This window comes from Micromonospora sp. C97 (assembly GCF_018070385.1).
In the GTDB taxonomy this organism is placed as follows: domain Bacteria; phylum Actinomycetota; class Actinomycetes; order Mycobacteriales; family Micromonosporaceae; genus Micromonospora; species Micromonospora parva.
The window spans coordinates 188,932-208,056 of the sequence record NZ_JAGPXU010000006.1 but is presented as its reverse complement, the minus strand read 5'-3'; the positions used below and the strand labels follow the sequence as shown (position 1 = coordinate 208,056).

Below are 19,125 nucleotides of genomic sequence, written 5' to 3'. Positions count from 1 at the left end.
CTACAGGCCCGACTCGTTGGTGCGGACCATGATCCGTCGGCAGTCCTCGCAGCGGACCACGTCGTCGGGGGCGGCCTTGCGGATCCGGGCCAGGTCGGCACCGGACAGCTCCAGGCGGCACCCGCCGCAGCGGCCCGCGGTGAGCAGCGCGGCACCCAGCCCGGTGTCCTCGCGGATCTTGTCGTAGAGGTTGACCAGCTCGGCCGGGAGGTCGGCGGCGAGCGGCTGACGGGCGCCCCGCTTGAACTCCTCCTCCTTGGCGATCTCGGCCAGTGCCTCGTCGCGGCGCTGTTCGGTGGCGGCCCGCTTGTCCCGGGTCTCGGCCAGCCGCTGCTCCACGCCGTCCAGTACGCCCTGCGCGGTTTCCCGCTGCTCCATCAGCTCCAGCTCGGCGTCCTCCAGGTCGCCCTGGCGGCGCTTCAGCGACACCAGTTCGTGCTGGAGCGCCTCCAGCTCCCGGGCCGGGCCGGTGCCGGCGGCCAGTCGGTTCTCGTCCTTCTCCTTGCGGGCCCGGACCTGCTCGACGTCCTTCTCCAACCGGGCGATGTCCCGGTCCAGGTCGTCCACCGCAACCTGGGCGCGGACCCGCTCGTCCTCCATCGACGACAACTCGCGGGCCAGCGCCTCCAGCTCGGCGCGCTCGGGCAGCGAACGCCGGCGGTGGGCGAGCTGGGCGAGGTTGGTGTCGATCGCCTGGAGGTCGAGCAGGCGGCGCTGCACCTGAGGGTCAGCCTTCACGGTCGGGCTCCTTGTCGTCCACAGCGGGTGCGGCGGCGTGCACGGTCCACGGGTCGGTGTCCAGGTCGGACACCAGCGTCTCGACGTCCAGCGCCTCCCGGAGGAAGGCGGCCAGGTCGTCCAGCCACGGTCGTTCGGTCGCCCAGTGGGCGGCGTCGATCAGGGCGGGACCATCGGCGGCGAGGTGCTCGCCAGCCGGGTGGTGCCGCAGGTCGGCGGTGAGGAACGCGTCCACCCCGGCGGCGGTCGCGGCGCCGAGGAAGCTGTCCCCCGACCCGCCGCTGACGGCGAGGGTACGAACCATACGCCCGGGATCCCCCGCCGCGCGAACTCCCCAGGACGTGACGGGGAGCACCGCGGCGGCGTGCCGGGTCAGTTCGGCGAGGGTCATCGGCTCGGGCAGCTCGCCGATCCGGCCGAATCCCCGGTCGTCACCGTGGGCGGGCGAGCCGGGCGCCGGCCGCTGAAGTGGGCGTGGACCGGTGAGCCCGAAGCGGGCGGCGAGGGCGTCGGAGACACCCGGGGAGGCGACGTCGGCGTTGGTGTGCGCCGTGTAGAGCGCCACCCCGGCCCGGATCAACCGGTGGATGATCCGCCCCTTGAAGGTCGTCGCGGCGACCGACGACACCCCGCGCAGCAGCAGCGGGTGATGCGAGACGATCATGTCCGCGTCCGCGGCGAGCGCCTCGTCGACCGTCTCGGGCACCACGTCGACCACGCAGAGCACCCGGCGGACCGGGGCGGCCGGCTCGCCGAGCACCAGGCCCACCCGGTCCCACTCCTCCGCCCAGACCGGCGGAAAACGCCGTTCCAGCTCGGCCACCACGTCGCCGACAGTCGGGGCGGATCCGCTTGTGCTCACGGCGGGCCAGCTTACCGGCGTGGCGGCCACCGGGCGGTGACACCCGGCCCGGCCGCGTCGGACGGACGCCCTAGGCGGCGGTCCAGGAGACGGTCTGCAACGCGGCCAGCGGCATCGCCCAGGGGAAGGCGTGCATGTGCTGTTCCCCCGTCCCGGGCGGATGCAGCGCGATCACGTCGTCGCCGAAGAGCACGGTGACGCCCCACTCGGCCAACCGGGCCACCCCGGCCCGAAACGCCGGATGGCAGGCCATCGCCGCGTTGGTGTACGGCACCGCCACGATGGGGACGCCCTTGCCCTGGGCCTCGACCAGCAGCCCGAGCGCCAGGGTGTCGGTGATCCCGGCCGCCCACTTGTTGACCGTGTTGACGGTGGCCGGGCAGACGATCATGGCGTCGGCGGGCGGCAGCACGTCCGGGTCGCCGGGATTCTTGTAGTGCATCCGCACCGGATGGCCGGTCTGTCGAATCAGGGCCGACTGGTCGACGAACTTCGCCCCGTCCGGCGTGGTGATCACGCAGACGTCCCAACCGTCCTGTTGGGCGAGGTCGACCAGACGACCGACGTGCCGTGCCAGCGGCGAACCGCAGGCGATGACGTAGAGCACCTCGCGGTGCCCGCTGTTGCGCGTTGTACCGGCCATCAGACCGGCTCCGCGCTCATACCCCTACTCCCATGTGCTCAGCCAACTCCGCTACCGGAGAAGGCGGCGCACCACGTGTGCGACGGAGGATGTCCGACATCACCTCGTGCGCGATCGGCCGGCAGCGGATCTCCGACGGGGCGAGCCGATCACCGAGCAGCAGCATCTCGCCGGCGTTCGCCACGTCACCGATCTGGGCGTAGCCGCGGGCGATGTCGAGCAGGTGGTGGGCGCGACGCTCGGGCAGCAGCGCGTTGAAGGACGGCTCCGCGATGCGCAGCCGGTGCACCTCCACGGCCCGCCCACCGTCGCCCAGCTCCACTGCGGCGGCGGCCCGGTGCAGCTCGACGTTGGTCGGGCCGAACGACGTCCAGTAGTGGTTGTGGTCGCCACCGAGCAGGTTGGCCGCCTCCTGCGCAGCGTTGATCAGGTCGTCGACGCTGGCCGAGTCGCCGATGCGGGACGCGGCCATCGCGCCCTGGAGCAGCAGCATCCCGTAGACGGAGAGGCGGGCCGGGGAGACCTCGTTGCTCCCACCCGGTGCCAGCCGGTTGGCGATCTGGACGTTCAGCTCCAGCGCGGGACGGGCCCGCCCCATCGCGACCAGGGCGTTGCACACCCGCGTGGTGGCGATCCCGGCCAGCAGAGGGTCGTCGGCGCGCTGGGCCACCGCCATCGACCGGTCGGCGGCCAACCAGGCGAGCTCGCACTCGCCGAGCTTGCGCAGCACCGAGGAGGCGATCTGGTAGACCTGGCCGAGCAGGTGGGCCGCCTCGGCGGCCTGCTCACCGCCGTACGCGGCGTCGGCCGCCTGGGCGTCGCGCAGCAGCTTGGGCAGCGCCCGGGTGAGCATCCCGTAGCGGCCGTACTGGTAGGTGAGCCAGGCGTGGTTGACGGCCTTGCGCATGTCGTCCATCGGCGGCGGGAACGGCGCCGCGTCGAAGTACGCGCTCATCGAGTCGTAGCGTTCCAGCGCCGCCCGGATCTCCTGCACCTCGACTTGGTCGATGCAGTTGAGGGCGTCGGCGCGGCGCTCCGGATCCTTGCCCATCAGCAGCTGGACGTCCATCTGGAGGATGTCGGCGATCTCGTAGAGGACGGAGAACTTGTCCAGCCGGCGGACGCCGCGCTCGACCTTGTCCACCCAGCTCTTGGACTTGCCCAGCCGGTCCGCGAAGACCTGTTGGGACATCTTGCGTCGCCCCCGCCAGTAGGCCACTCGCCGTCCTATGGGTAGCTCGTCCATCTCCCCATCCTCCCCTGCCACCGACGACCAATCGAGTCGGGGCGATGTCCGCGGGTGCGGCGGCCGCTTTTCACTTTCAGGTTTTGGCTGGTCGCACAGGATGTACGTCAGCCGTACAGCTGGTCCTCGTACTTTTCGTGCAAGTTGCACGAGCCGTTCGTCAACCTCAACGATCGTGGGTTACGGCAGTGACGGTGCTCGACATGCGACCTGGCGAACGCCGGGACCGACGAGAGGAGTTGGCACACATGTGGGGGAATGTCGGACCGCGCGTCGCCGAACTGTCGCCGCTGGAACGGGTCCGGCTGCGCCGGGTCGCCATCCGGTACGCCGCACACGGCTGGCAGGTCACGCCGGGCGCCTGCCTGGCCCGCAGCCGTTTCGTCTGCGGCCGGGCCGGCTGTCCCACGGTGGGCTGCCATCCCGCGCTGGAGAACTGGGAGCTGGCCGCCAGCGCCGACCCGGCCCGGGTCGCCACCTGGTGGCGGAGCCGCCCGCACGGGGTGCTGCTGCCCACCGGTCGGGCCTTCGATGTGCTGGAGGTGCCCGCCCACCTCGGCCGGCACGTGCTCGACGCGGTCCAGATCCACCCGGCCGGCACCGGCGTACGCGGGCCGGTGCTGGTCACGCCCACCGGGCGGTGGATGTTCCTGGTCCGCCCCGGCGACCCGCTCCGGCCGGAGTTGGAGCACTGCTTCCACGTGGTCCGGCACGGGCCGGGCTCGTGGATCCCCGCGCCGCCCACCCGACTGCCGGAGGGCACTGTCCGCTGGGCGGTCGCCCCGGAACAGGCCCGCTGGCAGCTTCCGGATTCGTACCTCGTGCAGAACACGTTGATCGGCGCGCTGCGCGCTACCGGGGTGACGCTCACCCCGGACCTGCTCCCCGGTCACCTGCCGCTGCCCCGACGAGGCATGTGAGACGGGCCCGCCCGACGATTCGATCCGGTGGCCGACAGCGTCGCCGGAGCGCCGGTCCTCGTTGACAGGGGGACGGTGCGAACGCGCGCCACGAACGGGGGAACGATGTCCACAAACGACAGGGCGCCTCATCCCGGCGGCACCGAGCCGCCCCGGCGCAGCCACCGACGGCACCGCTGGGCCGGCACCCGACCGGCCGGCTCCCGCCCCGGCCGCCCACGCCCCACCGGCTCCCGCCCCGCCGGCACCCACCGCCCCCTCCGCTAGGCGCTAGTCGGCTAGCGGCAGGTCGACGGAGAGATACTGGCGGGCGTTGTCGGTGATCGCCGCGTGGGTGTGGTCGTCCAGGCGGGCCAACCAACCGAGGCCAGGGGTGCCCATGGCGAGGGCGGCGGTGGCGTACGCGTCGGCCACCCCGAGGTCGGTGCCGACCACCGTCACCGAGCGCAGCCCACTGGCCGGCGTTCCCCGGCGCGGGTCCAGCACGTGCCGGCCTCGCTCGTACACGCCGGAGGTGGCCACCGCCAGGTCCGTCCCGGTGAGCACCAGGCAGGCCGCCATCGCGTCCCACGGGTGCCGGATGCCGATGCGCCACGGCTCCCCGGACGGCGACAGACCCCGCACCCGCACGTCACCGCCGGCGTTCACGCAGTGGTTGACGGCGCCGGCGGCGACGAGGCGGTCCGAGGCGACCTGAGCCGCCCAGCCCTTGACGAAGCCGGACGGGTCGAACCGACCGGTGGCGTACGCGTCGAAGAACCCGTCGGTGGCGCCCCACAGGTCGGCGCAGGTCTCCAGCACGTACCGCAGGTCCGCGGACGCCTCGGAGAGCAGCACCTCACCCCGGTCGAAGCGGCACACCTCGCTCGCCGGCTGGTAGGTGCTGAACCGCGCGTCCACCTCGTGCATCCAGGCGAAGACCTCATCGGCCAGCTCGCGCAGGGTCGCCGGGGGCAGATCGTCGGCGAGGTCCACTGTGACGGCCGTACCCATGATCTGTTCGACCCGGCACAGCCCGGGCCGGGTCAGCGTGGCCCGCACGTCAGAATGCCTGCTCGATGGCGGACCGCAGCGACTGCTTGTAGGAGTTGCTGGTCTCGGTGGCCCCGGAGACGGTGTTGAGGTTGGCGTTCTGCTTCTGCACCACCTCTCCACCGCTGCCGTCGTAGCGGTCGCGCACGTCACCGCTGTGGATGTCGGATTCACCCCCGCTGGGCAGCGACAGCGCGACCGCCTCGACGATCCGGTTACCCGAGACGACGATCTGCACCTGCACGTACCCGTACTCGTTGTCGAAGCCGTTGCCGGTGACCCGGCGGGTGGTCGGCTGGGGTGCCTTGGTGGTACGCGGGGTGCTCGGGGCCTTCGTCGTGGTCTTCGTGCCGGACGGGCGGGCGGTGGTCTTGCCGGGCTTGGGCGACACCGGCGCGTCGGCCGTCTTCGACGGCGTGGCCACCTCCCCGGCCGGGTCCGTGCCCGGCGCGGCCGGGTCGGCGCTCGGGTCGGCGCCCGGCGCGGTGGGGTTGACCGGCTGGGCGGTCGGCAGGTTCTGGGCGACCTGGGTGGCGCCCGGCGAGCCCTTGAACACCACCAGCGCGGTGGTGCTGGCGGCCAGGCCGGTGATCGCGAGGAGCGCGCGACGCATGGGTATGCCCTTCCTACAGCTCGAACGTGGCCAGGTGGATCTGCCGCCGGGGCACGCCGGCCCGGCGCAGCGCCCGCACCGACTGTTCCACCAACCCGGGCGGCCCGCACAGGTAGACGTCGCGCCGGGCCACGTCGGGCACCAGTTGGCGCAGCCCGTCCGGGCTCATCAGCTGGCGGGGTCCGGGGTCGTCGCGGGAACCGATGACGTACCAGAGCGAGGTGTCGCGCTCCTGGGCCAGCCAGTCCAACTCGCGGCTGAGCAGCACGTCGGCCGGTGTGCGGGCCCGGTAGATCAGCGCGGCGCCCGGCGGCAACTCCTCCAGCATCGCCCGGATCGGGGTGATGCCGCTCCCGCCGGCGATCAGCAGCGCCCGCTCGCGCAGCCGGTGCGCGGCGGTGAAGGTGCCCGAGGGGCCCTCGGCCCAGACCCGGGTGCCCGGGTCCAGGTCGCGCAGGTCGGCGGTGTGGGTGCCGACCACCTTGACGGTGATCCGCAGCCAGCGGCCGTTGGCGGCGGCGGAGACGGAGAACGGGTGCGACTGCCACCAACAGCCCCGGGTGAGGAACCGCCAACGGAAGTGTTGGCCGCCGAGCATCGCCAGCCGGCCGAGCCGCTCCCCGGTGAGGTAGATGGAGATGGTGTCGGTGCTCTCGGCGACCACGTCGGCGACCCGCAGCTTGTAGCGCAGGTTGAACGCCAGCGGCGCGATCACCCGGCCCCAGAGCACTGCGGCGACCACCAGGACGTAGAGCGCGATCCAGCCGGTGCGCACCGGGCCGGGCTTGTACAGCTGCGCGCCGTGGGTGAACTGGTGGCCGAAGCCGAGCAGCAGGATCAGGTAGCTGGACAGGTGCAGCAGGTGCCACAGCTCGTAGGGCAACGCCCGCCGGATGGCCCGGATGCTGGTGAACCCGACAAGCACCATGATGCCGGTGGCGACGAACGCGGAGACCATGTCCTCGTAGTCGCCGAGCAACGTGCCGACCTCGGCGAGGATCGACTGGTTACGCAGGTCGGCGTAGCCGACGAGGATCAGCGACATGTGGGCCAGCACGGTGACCAGCAGGGTGGCCCCGATGTCCCGGTGCCAGCGGGCGGTGTGCTCGCCGCCGATCCACCGTTCCAGCACCGGCAGGCGACTCATCATCAGCACCTGCACCAGCAGCAGGTAGCCGGCGACCAGGCCGGTGATCCGGCCGGCGGCGGTGACGGTGGCGGCGGGGGTGCGCAGCGATCCGGCGGGGGTGCCCAACCACCACGGGAGCACGCTGGCGAGCAGGCCGACCAGGAGCAGCACGCCCAGCAGCCGTCGGCCGCCGGGTCCGCGCCGGGCCGGGCTCTGTGGGGGTACGGGTGCGGCCGACCGGCCGCCGTGCCGGGACGAGGTCCCGGTACGACGGCCGGCGGCGTGGGTGTGCGAATACGTCACGCGTACAGCTTCATCGGGGCGTACTTCTGGCGGGGGAAGATCTTGTCGACCTCCGCGTTGGTGAGCCCGAACCGGCCCTGGGCCACCGCGCCGTAGACGTTGAACATGTTGTTGTACTCCGGCACGTCACCGGAGTCCAGCTTGTCCAGACCGTTCCAGGTGCCCAGCAGCGAACCGGCCAGCTTCTTGCCGGACAGCAGGGTGACCACGCCGCCGTGCCCGTGGTCGGTGCCGCCGGTGTTGGAGCCGACCCGCCTGCCGAACTCGCTGGACACCATGATCGTCACGTCGGCGGCCTTCGGGCCGAGGTCGGTGAAGAACGCGGCCATCGCGCTGGCCAGTTCGTTCAACCGGCGGTGGAGCTGGCCACCCTCGCGGGTGCCCTGGTTCTCGTGGGTGTCGTAGCCACCCATGCCGACGGTGGCGACCCGCACGTTGGCGCCGCCCTTGATCAGCTGGGCGAGCTGCTGGAACGCCCGGCCGACGCCCTCGTACGTGACGCCCGCGGCGGGCTGGTACGGCTTGGCGGCGAGCTTCTGGGCGGTGGCCAGCGCGCCCATGCCCTCCTGCACGGCCTCCTCGACCGGGTGGTTGATCCCGGTGAAGAGCCCCTTGATGGCCTTCTCGGTGGCCGCCCGGAACTTTTCGTCACCGTTGAGCCGCAGCGAGCCGACGCTGTTCAGCGAGAGCGCGCCGTTGTTGCCGACGAGCGAGCGGGGCAGCGTGCTGCCGATGCCGACGCTGCGGAACGCCGTGCCCTTGCCGAGGTTGTCGACGAGCCCGTCGAGCCAACCCCGGCCACCGGTCTCGTTGGGCAGTCCGCCCAGGTTGCAGGCGTCCGCGGCCTGGAAGTGGCTGCGGGACAGCCGCTCGTCCGAGACCGCCGGGATGAAGCCCAGCTGACCGGCGGTGAGCCACTTCTCCAGCGGCTTGAATGCGCTGGTCAGCTTGAAGCCGCGGCCCAGGGCCAACGAGTCGTTCCCGAGCAGCAGGTCCGGGCGGGCCTTGGCGAGCACCGGGTCGTTGTCCGGAGCGACGAGGCTCAGCCCGTCCAGCCCGCCGTAGAGGAAGACGTGGATCAGGGTGCCGGTCTTGGTCGCCGCGAACGACGCCGAGGTGGTGACGAACTGGGCGGTGGCCAGCGCGGTGGCGGTGGCCGCGGCACCGGCGACGAAGGTCCGCCGGGTCACGCCCCGCCCGTCCTGCTGGGCCTCCTCCAGGTTTTCCAGGGTGCGGTACCTGTCGAACTCGGCGGCGTTCTCGGCGGCGACGATGTCGGCCTCGGCGCGCAGCAACGCCTCGGCCGGGTTGTCGGCCAGCCGTCGCACGTCCGGGCATTCGGGGTGCAGGGGGAAAGAGTTGTACACAGTCTTCTCCATCGGGTGCCTCACCGGAGGTGGTGCTGGGGGGAAGCGAGGATCGCCCGCGCGACGGCGGTGATGGCCCCGTTGAACGTGGCGTCGACCTTGGCGGTCGCCGCCACACCGGCCACGCCGAGGATGAGGTTCTTCTCCCGCGTGCTGAACTTCTGGCCCACCAGCCGCAGGGAGAGCGCGTCCACGTACGCCCCGGCCGTCGCCGGCGGCTTGGCGACCAGCTTCTCCGGCGCGGTGTACGTGAACGTGGTGCGGTAGCCGGCGAGGATCTCGCCCGCCTCGTTCCAGCCGTTGACCATGGTGCCGGCCGAGGTCCAGGCGACGTAGACGTCCGGGTAGCCGTCCGGAGTGGGCTGGCCCATCGGGTAGTGGCCCAACTCGCGCAGCTTGTCGTTGATCTGGCGCAGCCCCCGGGCGTACGCGGTGCGCTTGCTGTCGCCGTTGTTGTGCTTCGGCGACGCCTCGGGCGAGACGCCCAGGGTGCGGTACGTGGCCACCAGGTACTCCATCGGCCGGCGCACCTTCTGGCCCACACCGGCCCAGAACTCCGAGGAGCAGAAGAGCGTCATCAGGACCGGCTTGATCATGCCCTTGTTGGTGGTGTACGTCTTGGCCAGCCGGTCCACCAGGGACTTGGGCGGGGTGTCCGAGACGAACCGGGTGGCCAGGCTCTGCGCCACGTACTTCGCCGTCGACGGGTGCGTCGCGATGTAGGTGATGTACGCGTCGATGGCCGCTTCGGCCTTCTTCGGGTCGGCCGAGTTGTTCGCGTGGGTGAACCCGAGGATCTTCACCTTGCCGACGTAGTGCTGCTCGGGGCGGAAGACGTACTTGCCGTCCTGGACCCCACGGCCGGTCTGGAGCATGGCGGCCTGCCGGACGTCCGGCTCCTTGTAGCCGCCGTCGACGCCGACCGAGTAGAGCTCGAGGTTCTCCCGGGCGAGGTTCTCGTTGATGGCGTCCTTGCGGGAGTCCTTCTGGTTCAGGTAGATCAGCAGCGCGGGGTGCTTGTTCGCGGCGACCAGCATCTCCGGGTAGCTGCCCAGGGCGTGCTTGCGGATGACGTCCTGGTCGAACGAGGAGCGGTACACCTCGCCGCCGTCGAAGTCCGCGGCGACGTGCAGGAAGTCGTTCCAGAAGTCGACCATCACCTCGAACAGTTGGCGCTTGGACCAGATCTGCCGGGCGATGGTGGCGTCGACCATCTCCTGCTCCGGCTGGGCACCCTGCTCGTTGAGCTTGTCCCGCTGGTCACGCAGCTGCTGCGTGGAGAGCTTCTGGGTCGGCAGCTCGGCGAGCTTCAGCTCACCCTTGCTCGGCTCCAACTTGTCCGGGTCCAGCTGGGCCCGGATCCAGGCGTCCATGCCCTCGCGCTTGATGTCGGCGAGCAGCGCGGGCGTCACGCCGAAGGTGGCGCGCCGGGCCAGGTGCAGGATCGGGTCCTTGGCCAGGACCGTCTTCACCGTCACCTTCGTCGCCGCCGCGGCGGCGGCCGGGCCGGAGTAGGTGCGCCCACCGGCCGGCGCGTTCTTCTTCAGCGCCTCACCGGCGCGCGAGCCCATGTAGCTCTCGTTCTGCTCGGTGTAGGTACGCACCGTGCTGGGCTGCTGGCCGCTGGGCCGTGCCGCGGTGCCGTCGGTGACCGTGCTGCCGGTCGCGTCGCCGGCCACCGCCTCGTCGCCGAAGAGGCCCCGCAACTGCGGGGTCATGGCGAGCGCCGCGCCACCGGCGACGACGGCGGCGGTGCCGCCGAGGGCCACCATCGCCTTGCGTCGGCCGACCTTGCGACCCGGATCGTCGTCGTCGTCGAGGGTGGGCAGTCCGGTGCCGGCCGGGCGGGCCGGAGCCGGGCGGCCGAGGCCCTCCGGCCCGATCCACTGCGGACCGCGCGGGGCGGGGGCCGGTTGCCCGGCGTACTGCTCACGCGGGTCGACCGGCGCGGCGTAGCCGCCCTGCTGGTGGGGCGAATCGTAGCCGTAGGGCGCGTGCGGGTGGGGGTCGCCGTAGCCGTCAGCGTTGTGGTGCTGGCGTCCGTCCCAACCGCGGTCGTCCCGCGGTCGACGTGGTGGCACATTCTGGTCGGCCATGTACCAATCCCGATTTCTGATGAGCGCCGGAAGCTGCTACCGGGCAGGTGCGGCAGTGCGGCGACTGTTGCCTGAGGGAGTTGCTACGGCAAAGTAACCAAGGCCCCAGGGCCCTTCAAGGTGGCCGGAACACACCCGTGAGGGCACTTAAGACAGCGTTCAGTGCTGCCTTCGCGGCGGGCGGTGGGCGGTGGCCGACCGCAGACTCTCCCAGCAGGGCGTACGCGCGTCAGCCGAGTACGGATCGGACCACTTGCCCGTAGCCGACACTTTCGGCGCCGTTCACCACCAAAGGCAAACTTAAGGTCCGGGTAAGCCGGACATGAGGGGCGCTCGCGTGGAGGAAAAGTAGCAGCAACGGGCGAGCGTGAGCCGCCACCGCAGCGGGTATGCCGCCGAACCGCTGAACGCGTGAGGGGAAGGCAGCGCCATGCTCAGCAAAGAGGATCAGCGCAGATTCGACCAGATCACCCGTCAGCTCCGGGAAAGTGACCCGGCCTTCTTCAAGAAGCTGGACCACCGGGTTCGGGCCCGCAGGGGCCGCTACCTGATGTTGTTGACCATCGTGCTGTGGGCGTCACTGCCGGCGATAGCCGTATTCGCCGGTCGGCTCACCGGCGCGATCTGCGCGGTGGTGCTGGTGGCCAACGCCGCGATCATGTGGCGGTTCCGCCGCCGCTGGACATGACTGCTCCACCGCTCGACGGGACGGCTCACCGGTCGGCCGGGCCGAACGCCCGGTACGCGCGACGCAACCGTTCGAGCGTTCCCGGCCCACCGATGGTCGCGGCCGGCGCTCCGAGCTGGCGCAGCAGCAGGTCGGTGCCGGTCACCAGTCGGGGCGGCCGGTCCGGCAGCGGCACCGGCGCCGACCAGAACCGGTCCGCCGCCTCGGCCAACGGCGTCGCCGACAGCCCGGCGAGCGCACGGGCGGCACCGACCGGCGTCAGGACGTCCACCGCCGACCCGGCACCGTCCGGTTCGGACGGTTCGTCGACCGGCGGGGGCGGTGGGGTGACACCGGTGGCCGCCGCCCGGCGGGCGCGGAGTTCGTCGAGCAACTCCGCGCGGGACCGACCGCGCCAGTGCAACAGCTCGAACGGGTCCGCGTCGAACGCCTCGGCCAGCAGGTAGAACGTCGCCGCGAGGTGCTTGCAGGGCACCGCGAAGTCGGGGCAGTTGCAGCGCTGGGTCAGCTCGTCGACGGCCGCCGGGAACAGCGGCGCGCCGGCGGCGGCGAACAGCTCCTCCAACTCGTCGGGGAGGTCCCCGGCGAGCAGCCGGGCGCTGAAGAACGCCTGCCCGGCCAGCTCGTCCTCGATTCGGGACCAGAGCGCGGCCGGGAACGGCCGCACCCCGATCGACACCTGGTACGGCTGCGGCCGGGAGCCCTGCACCACCGCGCTGACCCGCCCGGGTGTGATGTCGAGTGTGAGCACCTGACCGGCCCGCGCGTACGACCGGCCCCGGGTCAACCGGGTGCCGAGCGCGAACGACTCCAGCACCTCCAGGAAACGCCGCGACCACCAGGACCGGCCGATGGCGCCCCGGGCGCTGCGGGCCCGCAGACCCCCGTCGACCCGGCGGGGACGCCCGTAGTCGGCGAAGTCGCTCACGTCGGCACTCCGCTGCGCTCCGTGCCGACGCGAGGCACAAATTGGCTGTGCCTGACGGTTCGCTCGCTCCGCTCGCTCACTCCACCACCGCCCCGGCCTCCAGGGCGAACAGGTCCCGCAACTGGCCGGTGGACAGCTCGGTGATCCACTGCTCGCCGGTGCCGACGACCCGCTCGGCGAGGCTGCGCTTGTCGGCGATCAGCGCGGCCACCTTCTCCTCGACAGTGCCGGCGCAGACGAACTTGCGGACCTGCACCCGTCGGCGCTGCCCGATGCGGAACGCCCGGTCGGTGGCCTGGTCCTCGACCGCCGGGTTCCACCACCTGTCCACATGCACCACGTGGTTCGCGGCGGTCAGCGTCAGCCCGGTGCCGCCGGCCTTGAGGGACAGGACGAACAGCGGCGGACCCTCCGCCGACTGGAAGCGCTGCACCAGGGTGTCCCGCTCGGCCTTGCCGACGCCACCGTGCAGGAACAGCACCTCCCGGCCGAAGCGCGCCGACAGGTGACCACGCAGCATCGCGCCGAACTCGGCGTACTGGGTGAACAGCAGCGCCCGCTCCCCCGCCGCCAGCACCTCCTCCAGGATCTCGGTGAGCCGGGCCAGCTTGCCGGAACGGCCCTCCAACGGCGAGCCGTCGCGCAGCAGTTGGGCGGGGTGGTTGCAGACCTGCTTGAGCCGGGTCATGGTGGCCAGCACCAGGCCGCGTCGCTCGATGCCGTCGCTGGTCTCGATCCGGGCGAGCATGTCGTCGACCACCACCCGGTACAGCGCGGCCTGCTCGGCGGTGAGGTTGCAGAGCACCTCCATCTCCAGCTTCTCCGGCAGGTCGGAGATGATCGACGAGTCGGTCTTGAGCCGACGCAGCACGAACGGCCCGGTGATCCGACGCAGGCGCTCGGCGGCCTCGGCGTCGCCGTGGCGCTCGATCGGCTCGGCGAACCGCTTGCGGAACGTCGCGGCCGGCCCGAGCAGACCCGGGTTGGCGAACTGCATGATCGACCAGAGGTCGGCGAGGCGGTTCTCCACCGGCGTACCGGTGACCGCCACCCGCTGCCGGGCGGGCAGCGCGCGAACCGCCTCGGCCTGCCGGGTCGACGCGTTCTTGATCGCCTGCGCCTCGTCCACCACCACCCGGTGCCAGTCGATGCCGGCCAGGTCGGCGGCGTCGCGGGCGGCCACCGAGTAGGTGGTGAGGACCAGGTCCGCGCCGTGCGCGGCCGCGGTGAACTCCGCCCCCCGCGCCCGCTCGGCACCATGGTGTACGTGCACCCGCAGCCCCGGGGTGAACCGCGCGGCCTCCCGCTGCCAGTTGCCGACCAGCGACATCGGACAGACCAGCAGCGTCGGCCCGGCCTCCGGTGGGTCCCCGGCGAGCAGCGCGAGCAGTTGCACAGTCTTGCCCAGCCCCATGTCGTCGGCGAGCACACCGCCCAGGCCGAGGGAGCGCAGGAAGGCCAGCCAGGCCAGCCCACGCTGCTGGTACGGCCGCAGCGTCCCCTCAAAGCCCGGGGGCGGGTCCAGCGGGGTGAGCCGCCGCTCGACCGCGCCGGCGAGCAGGTCGCCCAGCGCCCCGTCGGCGGTCACCTCCAGCACCGGCAGCGCGCCGGTGGCCTCGCCGTCGGCCAGCCCGAGGCGGAGCAGGTCGGCGACGGTCAGCTCACCGGCGGAGCGGAGCAGGCGCAGACCGGCGGCGAGCCGCCCCGGGTCCAACTCCACCCACCGGCCGCGCAGCCGGACCAGCGGGGTCTTCATCTCGGCCAGCACCGCCAACTCCTCGGCGGAGAGCGGCTGGTCGCCGAGGGCGATCTCCCAGCGGTAGTCGACCAGGGCGTCCAGACCGACACCGGCGTCGACGCCACCGACCGTGCCCGGTGCGGTGCGGCTGCGGGCCCGCAACCGGGCACCCAGGCGCGCCGACGGACGCTGCCACCAGGACGGCAGCAGCACCCCGAAGCCGGCCGCGTGCAGCACCGGGGCGCCCGCGCTGAGGAACCGGTGGGCTCCCTCGACGTCGAGTTCCATCGCCTCCGGGGCGGCGGTCCGCAGCGCGGCGTCCAGGTCCGGCCAGAGCCGGCTGGCCCGGCCCAACTCGGCGAGCAGGGTCTCCTGCGGGCTGGCCGTCCGGCCCGCCAGGCCACCGGGTGTCTGCGGCCCGCGCCAGACCTCCCCGGCGTCGACGTGCAGGCCAGGCTCGTCTGCGGCCTGCAACCCGAACTCCAGCCGCCACCGCCCACCACCGGTAGACCCGACCGGCACCGGCGCGGAGTCGGCCAGTGCCGGCGCGGTGGCCAGGAACGGTTCGGTGACCTCGTCGGGGGCCGGCTCGACCAGTCGGAAACTGGCCCGCACCGGGCCACCGGCAGCGTCGCGCTGCCAGGCGTCCAGTTCAGCGCGGAGCGTGGCCAGCCCGGCCGGGTCGATGGTGAAGTCCCGCTGCGGGCCGGCGAGCGCGACCAACCAGGCCGGCGCCGGACCACCCGGGCGCAGCCCCCGGGCCAGCGTGGTGGTCGCCAGCGCGGCCCGCGCGGCGGCGTCGGTCAACGCGTCGAGCGCGTCCGCGACCAGCGCGGCGGCGGTCAGCTCACGGTCACCAGAACCGGCGGTCGCTGCGGCGGCCCTCTCACCGGACCGTTGAGCAGCAGCGGCGGCCCTCTCGCCGGGCCGTTGAGCAACAGCGGCGGGGGTAGGCGTTGGCGAGCCGGCGGCAGTGGCCGGCAGGACGGCGGCGCGGGCGGCGGGTGGCAGGGCCAGCGCCAGCGATCGCGCCCAGGCGGCATCGGTGCCGGTCAGCAGCGGACGCCAGACCGCCTGCGCGGGCACCCGCGCGGCAGCCCCGGAAGACGCCACCGTTCCGCGAGCGCCGGAGGGCTGGTCACCCACCGTCGCACCGGGCGGCTGGTTGTCCGGCGTCGCACCAGCGCCGGGCAGTTGGTCGCTCGTCGTCATGCGTACACCGGGCAGGACCCGGCCACGGGTCACCAGGTCGGCGGCGAAGTCGGCCAGCTCGGCGAGGTGCCGCAGGGTGGCCCCGGCCACCGCCGGGATGTCGTCCAGGGTGTGCAGCAGCGACAGGGCGCCGTCCGGGGCGTACACCAGAATGGGCACCCGCCAATTGGCCAGGGTGAGCCGGCCGCGGGCCGCAGGTGCGACGGTGGTGCGGATCAGCTCGGGTGAGTCGGTCGGCGCGCCCGCCCGGGTGGGCAGGGTGAGCAGCGCGGTGTCCGGTCGGGTCGGCTCGGCGGCCTCGGCGAGGACGGCGGCCAGGTCGGTGTGCCCGGCGGCGAAGGGGTGCGGGCGGTCCCGGGCCGGGCGGCCCGCACGTGCAGCGGGAATCGGCGCCGCGCTGTCCTCGGCCCAGACGGCGAGGCCACCTGTCGAGCTGGCGCCGGTCGAGCTGGCGTCGGGCAACCACAGCCCGTGGATGACCAGCACCCGTTCCCCCTCGTCGTCGCCCGCGACCAGGATAGGTGGCCCAACCTGGCCGGACCGACACCCCCACCTGCGTGATCTTGCAGTTGGTGTTGGTGTTCTGCGAAGAAGGCCTCATTCTGTCGCGCAGAAAGTGCACGATCGCGTGGCCTGGAGGCTCGCGCGGCAGCAGGCTAGCGTCGGCGGCGTGGTCGATCTGCTGGTTCTTGGTGGGCTCGGGGTGGATGTGCGGGTCCGGGTGCCCGCGCTGCCGTTGCCGGCCGCCGACTCCCACACCGTCGAGCCGATCGAGTTGCGGATCGGCAACACCGGTGCCGGGGTGGCGCTGGCCGCCCGGGCGCTCGGCCTGCGGGTGCTGGTGGTGGACACCCTCGGCGCGGACCCGGCCGGTGAGCTGGTCCGGGCGGCGCTGACCAGGGCCGGGATTCCGGCGGTGCTGGCCGAGAACCCGGACGGCACCCGCCGTTCGGTGAACCTCGTGGACCCGGGTGGGCGACGCACGTCGCTGTACGACCCGCGCCCGTGGCGGGGCGGCCCGCCGTTCTCCGCCGCGGAGGTGGCCGCGCTGGTTCGTGACGCCCGGCACGTCCATCTCTCGATCATGGATTGGGCGGTGCCGCTGCTGCCCGCCGTGCGGGCTGCCACTGCGGCAGGCGTGGCGCTCTCCACCGACCTGCACGACTGGGACGGCGAGAACACCTACCATCGGCCGTTCGCCGACGTGGCCGACCTCGTTCTGGTGAGCGGGGTGCGGCTGGGCGACCGGGCCGCGTCGCTCGCCGGCACGCTGGCCCCCCGGACAGTGCTGGTGACCAGGGGCGCGGACGGCGCCGAGTTGTTCCCGGGCGACGGCACGGTGACGCCGGTGCCACCCGCCACCGCACCCGCGCCGGTGGTTGACACCAACGGGGCGGGCGACGCCTTCGCGGCCGGGCTGATCGCCGCCCGGTTGCGTGGCGAGCCGCTGGCGGACGCGGCCCGGTACGCGGCGCGGGTCGCCGCCGCGGCCTGCGCCCATGACGGGATGGAGTACCCGCCGGGCCTGCTGCCCAGCGGTTGACGGCACGCCGCCGCGCCGACGGCGTACGGCGGGCAGGGCTCAGAACGCGCCGCACTCGCCGTCGGTCAGCTCGCGCAGGATGTCGGCGTGGCCCGCGTGCCGGGCCGTCTCCTCGATCAGGTGCACCAGAATCCACCGCACCGACACCTCACCGAGCTGCGGATGCGGCACCACGTGGTCGAGGTCGACGCTCGCGACGACCGCCCGGGACCGCTCACAGGCCCGCTCGTACGCCTCGACGAGCCCGGCGACGGTCTCCTGGTCGTCGAGCATGAAGCTGGCGACCGCGTCCTCCTCGGAGGTCAGGTAGACGTCGCCGGGCTCGGGGGCCAGCAGGGTCGGGAACCAGTTGCGCTCGACGAGGGTGAGGTGCTTGACCAGCCCGACGAGCGTGGTCGCCGAGGGCACCAGCCGGCGGCGGGCGTCGGCGTCGGAGAGACCGCGCAGTTTGCGCAGCAGCACGGCCCGGTGGAAGTCGAGGAACGAGGTCAGCACGGCGCGCTCGTCGCCGGTGCGGGCGAGCACCGGACCGAGCGTGGGATCGATCGTCTGCTCCATTCGCCGACCCTAGCCACGGGCCGGTCACCCCGCTGCCCCGCTATCCGCTGCGAGCGGGCGCTGCGCCGGGCAGGATGGGCGCATGGCTTCCTCCGTGCAGATCCCTCTCGTCGGCGGCACGGCGGACGGGCAGACCATCACCGTCGAGCTCGACAGCAACGGTCGCCCGCCGCTGACCCACCATCACCTCGGCTCCGGTGGGCTGGCCGACGCGCAGATCTACGAGTTGGAGAACTTCCGCGAGGACGCCCGCGAGTGGCGCTACCGGTGGACCGGCCCGGCGGTGTGACCGCCGGCTCAGACCCGGGTGAGGGTCTGGCTGCGCAAACTTTCCAACACGCCACGGGTGACCTCCGAGGTGCCCCGCGCCTGATCGCATACCTCCGCCACCCGCCGCGCGGTGGCGTCGGCGCGTTGCTCCCGCTCGTCCCACAGTCGGTCGACCTCGGCCAGCAGCGGCCCCTCGACCTCCCGCTCCACACCGCGTAGCGCCGGCACACCGAGCCGCTGGGCCAGGTCGAAGACCTTTCCGGCGTACGGCAGGGGCAGGAACGGCGTACCGACCATCGCCGCGAAGATCAGGAAGTGCAGGCGCATGCCGACGGCCAGGTCGAAGTGGCGCATCAGCCCCAGCACCTGCTGCGGGGAGTAGGTGCCGTGCAGGATCCGACCCCGCTCGGCGGCGACCATGTGCGACAGCACCCCGTGGGCGTGCCGGATGTCGTCCCGCTCCATGGGCACGAACAGCACGTACGCATCGATCCGGTGCACCAGGAAATCACCGATCTGGGCCAGCAGCCGGTGGTAACCGTCCACGTCGAGGCGTTCGGCGGCCCGGCCCGGCTCCCGCACGCTTATCCCGACCAACCGCTTGCCGACCGGCACCCCCTCCTCGGCCAGCAGGTGGGCCGGGAACTCCTCCGGTTGCAGGAGGAACGCCGGGTCCGCGGTGACGGTGATCGGGTTGAGCAGGCCAGCCTCCTCCAGCACCATCCGGGACTCCTGGTCCCGGACGGTCACCTGGGTCGCGCTGGAGAGCGTTTCCCGGACCATGCCGGTGTCCACCCCGTCGCTGAGCGGCCCGACCCCCACCGCGTACGTGATCAGTGGCAGGCCCCGCTCCTGGGCGACCCGGACCACCCGCAGGTAACGGCGGGCCTCCCGGTCGTAGAGGATGCCGCCACCGCCCAGGATGAGCAGGTCGAGCTGGGCCAGGACCAGGGCCGAGTCGGTACGGCTCACGCCCTCCCACGGCACCGCTTCGACGTCCGGGTGCGCGGCCCGGGTGTGCTCCGGGTTCCGGGAGAAGACGATGATCCGGGCGTTCGGTTCCTGCGTCCGCAGATCGGTGAGCAGGCCGGTGAGGATCGCCTCGTCGCCGAGGTTTCGCCCACCGTACGAGCCGAGCACACCGATGGTCAGTCCGGCGCCGTGCGTCATCCGTCGCTCCTCCCCAGGTGCGGTCCGCGCCGGTTTCCCGCTGGGCAGGTGAACAGTCCTGCCGGGAGG

General features: G+C 72.6%; 16 protein-coding genes and 2 pseudogenes. 4 read left to right on the top strand and 14 right to left on the bottom strand.

All coding sequences use genetic code 11. The features are described 5' to 3' along the window. From KBX26_RS12075 to KBX26_RS12060, 4 genes are all read right to left on the bottom strand, one after another. Positions 1-738 (bottom strand): zinc ribbon domain-containing protein, encoded by a 738-nt coding sequence (locus KBX26_RS12075; protein ID WP_030330209.1) that lies wholly within the window; start codon positions 736-738, stop codon positions 1-3. Then, on the bottom strand, positions 728-1,564 hold the full coding sequence (locus tag KBX26_RS12070) for a Nif3-like dinuclear metal center hexameric protein (protein ID WP_374224276.1): 837 nt from the start codon (positions 1,562-1,564) through the stop codon (positions 728-730). Before KBX26_RS12070 ends, KBX26_RS12075 begins: the two co-directional genes overlap by 11 nt. Positions 1,565-1,670: 106 nt before the next feature. Further along, positions 1,671-2,243: a flavoprotein gene (locus tag KBX26_RS12065; RefSeq protein ID WP_210862735.1), complete on the bottom strand. Its 573-nt coding sequence runs from the start codon at positions 2,241-2,243 to the stop codon at positions 1,671-1,673. Between the two features lie 16 nt (positions 2,244-2,259). Next, a complete protein-coding gene (locus KBX26_RS12060) occupies positions 2,260-3,489 on the bottom strand; it encodes a helix-turn-helix domain-containing protein (RefSeq protein ID WP_030330215.1) in 1,230 nt (409 codons plus the stop codon). 248 nt (positions 3,490-3,737) lie between these two features. Between KBX26_RS12060 and KBX26_RS12055 the strand changes: the two genes are divergently transcribed. After that, complete coding sequence (locus KBX26_RS12055; protein ID WP_030330217.1) at positions 3,738-4,409, top strand: bifunctional DNA primase/polymerase; 672 nt, start codon at positions 3,738-3,740, stop codon at positions 4,407-4,409. 270 nt (positions 4,410-4,679) lie between these two features. On the opposite strand, the gene KBX26_RS12050 is transcribed toward KBX26_RS12055, so the two are convergent. Genes KBX26_RS12050 through KBX26_RS12030 form a run of 5 tightly spaced genes read right to left on the bottom strand, consistent with a single transcriptional unit; the run spans position 4,680 to position 10,949 of the window. After that, positions 4,680-5,402 (bottom strand): FAD:protein FMN transferase, encoded by a 723-nt coding sequence (locus KBX26_RS12050; RefSeq protein ID WP_210865465.1) that lies wholly within the window; start codon positions 5,400-5,402, stop codon positions 4,680-4,682. A 49-nt stretch (positions 5,403-5,451) separates the two neighbouring features. Next, positions 5,452-6,054 carry an FMN-binding protein gene (locus tag KBX26_RS12045; protein ID WP_030330220.1) on the bottom strand — a complete coding sequence of 201 codons (603 nt, stop codon included), beginning with the start codon at positions 6,052-6,054 and terminating at the stop codon, positions 5,452-5,454. 13 nt (positions 6,055-6,067) lie between these two features. Continuing rightward, positions 6,068-7,486 carry a ferric reductase-like transmembrane domain-containing protein gene (locus KBX26_RS12040; protein WP_030330221.1) on the bottom strand — a complete coding sequence of 473 codons (1,419 nt, stop codon included), beginning with the start codon at positions 7,484-7,486 and terminating at the stop codon, positions 6,068-6,070. Continuing rightward, positions 7,483-8,865 carry a DUF1501 domain-containing protein gene (locus KBX26_RS12035; protein WP_030330222.1) on the bottom strand — a complete coding sequence of 461 codons (1,383 nt, stop codon included), beginning with the start codon at positions 8,863-8,865 and terminating at the stop codon, positions 7,483-7,485. The genes KBX26_RS12040 and KBX26_RS12035 overlap by 4 nt, the downstream gene beginning before the upstream one ends. A gap of 8 nt (positions 8,866-8,873) precedes the next feature. Next, positions 8,874-10,949 carry a DUF1800 domain-containing protein gene (locus KBX26_RS12030; protein WP_030330223.1) on the bottom strand — a complete coding sequence of 692 codons (2,076 nt, stop codon included), beginning with the start codon at positions 10,947-10,949 and terminating at the stop codon, positions 8,874-8,876. A 430-nt stretch (positions 10,950-11,379) separates the two neighbouring features. On the opposite strand from KBX26_RS12030, the gene KBX26_RS12025 reads away from it, so the two are divergent. Next, positions 11,380-11,637, top strand: a complete 258-nt coding sequence (locus KBX26_RS12025; protein ID WP_030330224.1) for a DUF3040 domain-containing protein — start codon at positions 11,380-11,382, stop codon at positions 11,635-11,637. A 25-nt stretch (positions 11,638-11,662) separates the two neighbouring features. Here the strand turns inward: KBX26_RS12025 and KBX26_RS12020 are convergent, their stop codons facing one another. From KBX26_RS12020 to KBX26_RS33210, 3 genes and pseudogenes are all read right to left on the bottom strand, one after another. Then, the gene (locus KBX26_RS12020) at positions 11,663-12,607 is read right to left on the bottom strand and encodes an SWIM zinc finger family protein (RefSeq protein ID WP_030330225.1); all 945 of its coding nucleotides are present in this window, start codon (positions 12,605-12,607) and stop codon (positions 11,663-11,665) included. 34 nt (positions 12,608-12,641) lie between these two features. Continuing rightward, positions 12,642-15,389: pseudogene (locus KBX26_RS12015) on the bottom strand (DEAD/DEAH box helicase); the annotation flags it as partial. A gap of 122 nt (positions 15,390-15,511) precedes the next feature. Further along, positions 15,512-16,001, bottom strand: a pseudogene (locus KBX26_RS33210) (ATP-dependent helicase); the annotation flags it as partial. A 184-nt stretch (positions 16,002-16,185) separates the two neighbouring features. Between KBX26_RS33210 and KBX26_RS12010 the strand changes: the two are divergent. Further along, positions 16,186-17,058 (top strand): PfkB family carbohydrate kinase, encoded by an 873-nt coding sequence (locus KBX26_RS12010; protein WP_210865436.1) that lies wholly within the window; start codon positions 16,186-16,188, stop codon positions 17,056-17,058. A gap of 39 nt (positions 17,059-17,097) precedes the next feature. Here KBX26_RS12010 and KBX26_RS12005 read toward each other — a convergent pair whose 3' ends face one another. Continuing rightward, positions 17,098-17,616, bottom strand: coding sequence for a DinB family protein (locus KBX26_RS12005; RefSeq protein WP_030330228.1), 519 nt, complete (start codon positions 17,614-17,616; stop codon positions 17,098-17,100). An 82-nt stretch (positions 17,617-17,698) separates the two neighbouring features. Here KBX26_RS12005 and KBX26_RS12000 point away from each other — a divergent pair, with 82 nt between their 5' ends. Then, positions 17,699-17,905: a hypothetical protein gene (locus KBX26_RS12000; protein ID WP_030330229.1), complete on the top strand. Its 207-nt coding sequence runs from the start codon at positions 17,699-17,701 to the stop codon at positions 17,903-17,905. An 8-nt stretch (positions 17,906-17,913) separates the two neighbouring features. On the opposite strand, the gene KBX26_RS11995 is transcribed toward KBX26_RS12000, so the two are convergent. Continuing rightward, a complete protein-coding gene (locus KBX26_RS11995; RefSeq protein ID WP_030330230.1) occupies positions 17,914-19,056 on the bottom strand; it encodes a polysaccharide pyruvyl transferase family protein in 1,143 nt (380 codons plus the stop codon). Between the last annotated feature and the right edge of the window lie 69 nt (positions 19,057-19,125).

What these genes read in the sequence shown, in the direction of transcription:
- KBX26_RS12005 (WP_030330228.1), bottom strand. Translation starts at nt 17,616, where the DNA reads ATGGAGCAGACGATCGATCCCACGCTCGGTCCGGTGCTCGCCCGCACC.
- KBX26_RS12065 (WP_210862735.1), bottom strand. Translation starts at nt 2,243, where the DNA reads ATGGCCGGTACAACGCGCAACAGCGGGCACCGCGAGGTGCTCTACGTC.
- KBX26_RS12035 (WP_030330222.1), bottom strand. Translation starts at nt 8,865, where the DNA reads ATGGAGAAGACTGTGTACAACTCTTTCCCCCTGCACCCCGAATGCCCG.
- KBX26_RS12000 (WP_030330229.1), top strand. Translation starts at nt 17,699, where the DNA reads ATGGCTTCCTCCGTGCAGATCCCTCTCGTCGGCGGCACGGCGGACGGG.
- KBX26_RS12055 (WP_030330217.1), top strand. Translation starts at nt 3,738, where the DNA reads ATGTGGGGGAATGTCGGACCGCGCGTCGCCGAACTGTCGCCGCTGGAA.
- KBX26_RS12060 (WP_030330215.1), bottom strand. Translation starts at nt 3,489, where the DNA reads ATGGACGAGCTACCCATAGGACGGCGAGTGGCCTACTGGCGGGGGCGA.
- KBX26_RS12025 (WP_030330224.1), top strand. Translation starts at nt 11,380, where the DNA reads ATGCTCAGCAAAGAGGATCAGCGCAGATTCGACCAGATCACCCGTCAG.
- KBX26_RS11995 (WP_030330230.1), bottom strand. Translation starts at nt 19,056, where the DNA reads ATGACGCACGGCGCCGGACTGACCATCGGTGTGCTCGGCTCGTACGGT.
- KBX26_RS12045 (WP_030330220.1), bottom strand. Translation starts at nt 6,054, where the DNA reads ATGCGTCGCGCGCTCCTCGCGATCACCGGCCTGGCCGCCAGCACCACC.
- KBX26_RS12030 (WP_030330223.1), bottom strand. Translation starts at nt 10,949, where the DNA reads ATGGCCGACCAGAATGTGCCACCACGTCGACCGCGGGACGACCGCGGT.
- KBX26_RS12050 (WP_210865465.1), bottom strand. Translation starts at nt 5,402, where the DNA reads ATGGGTACGGCCGTCACAGTGGACCTCGCCGACGATCTGCCCCCGGCG.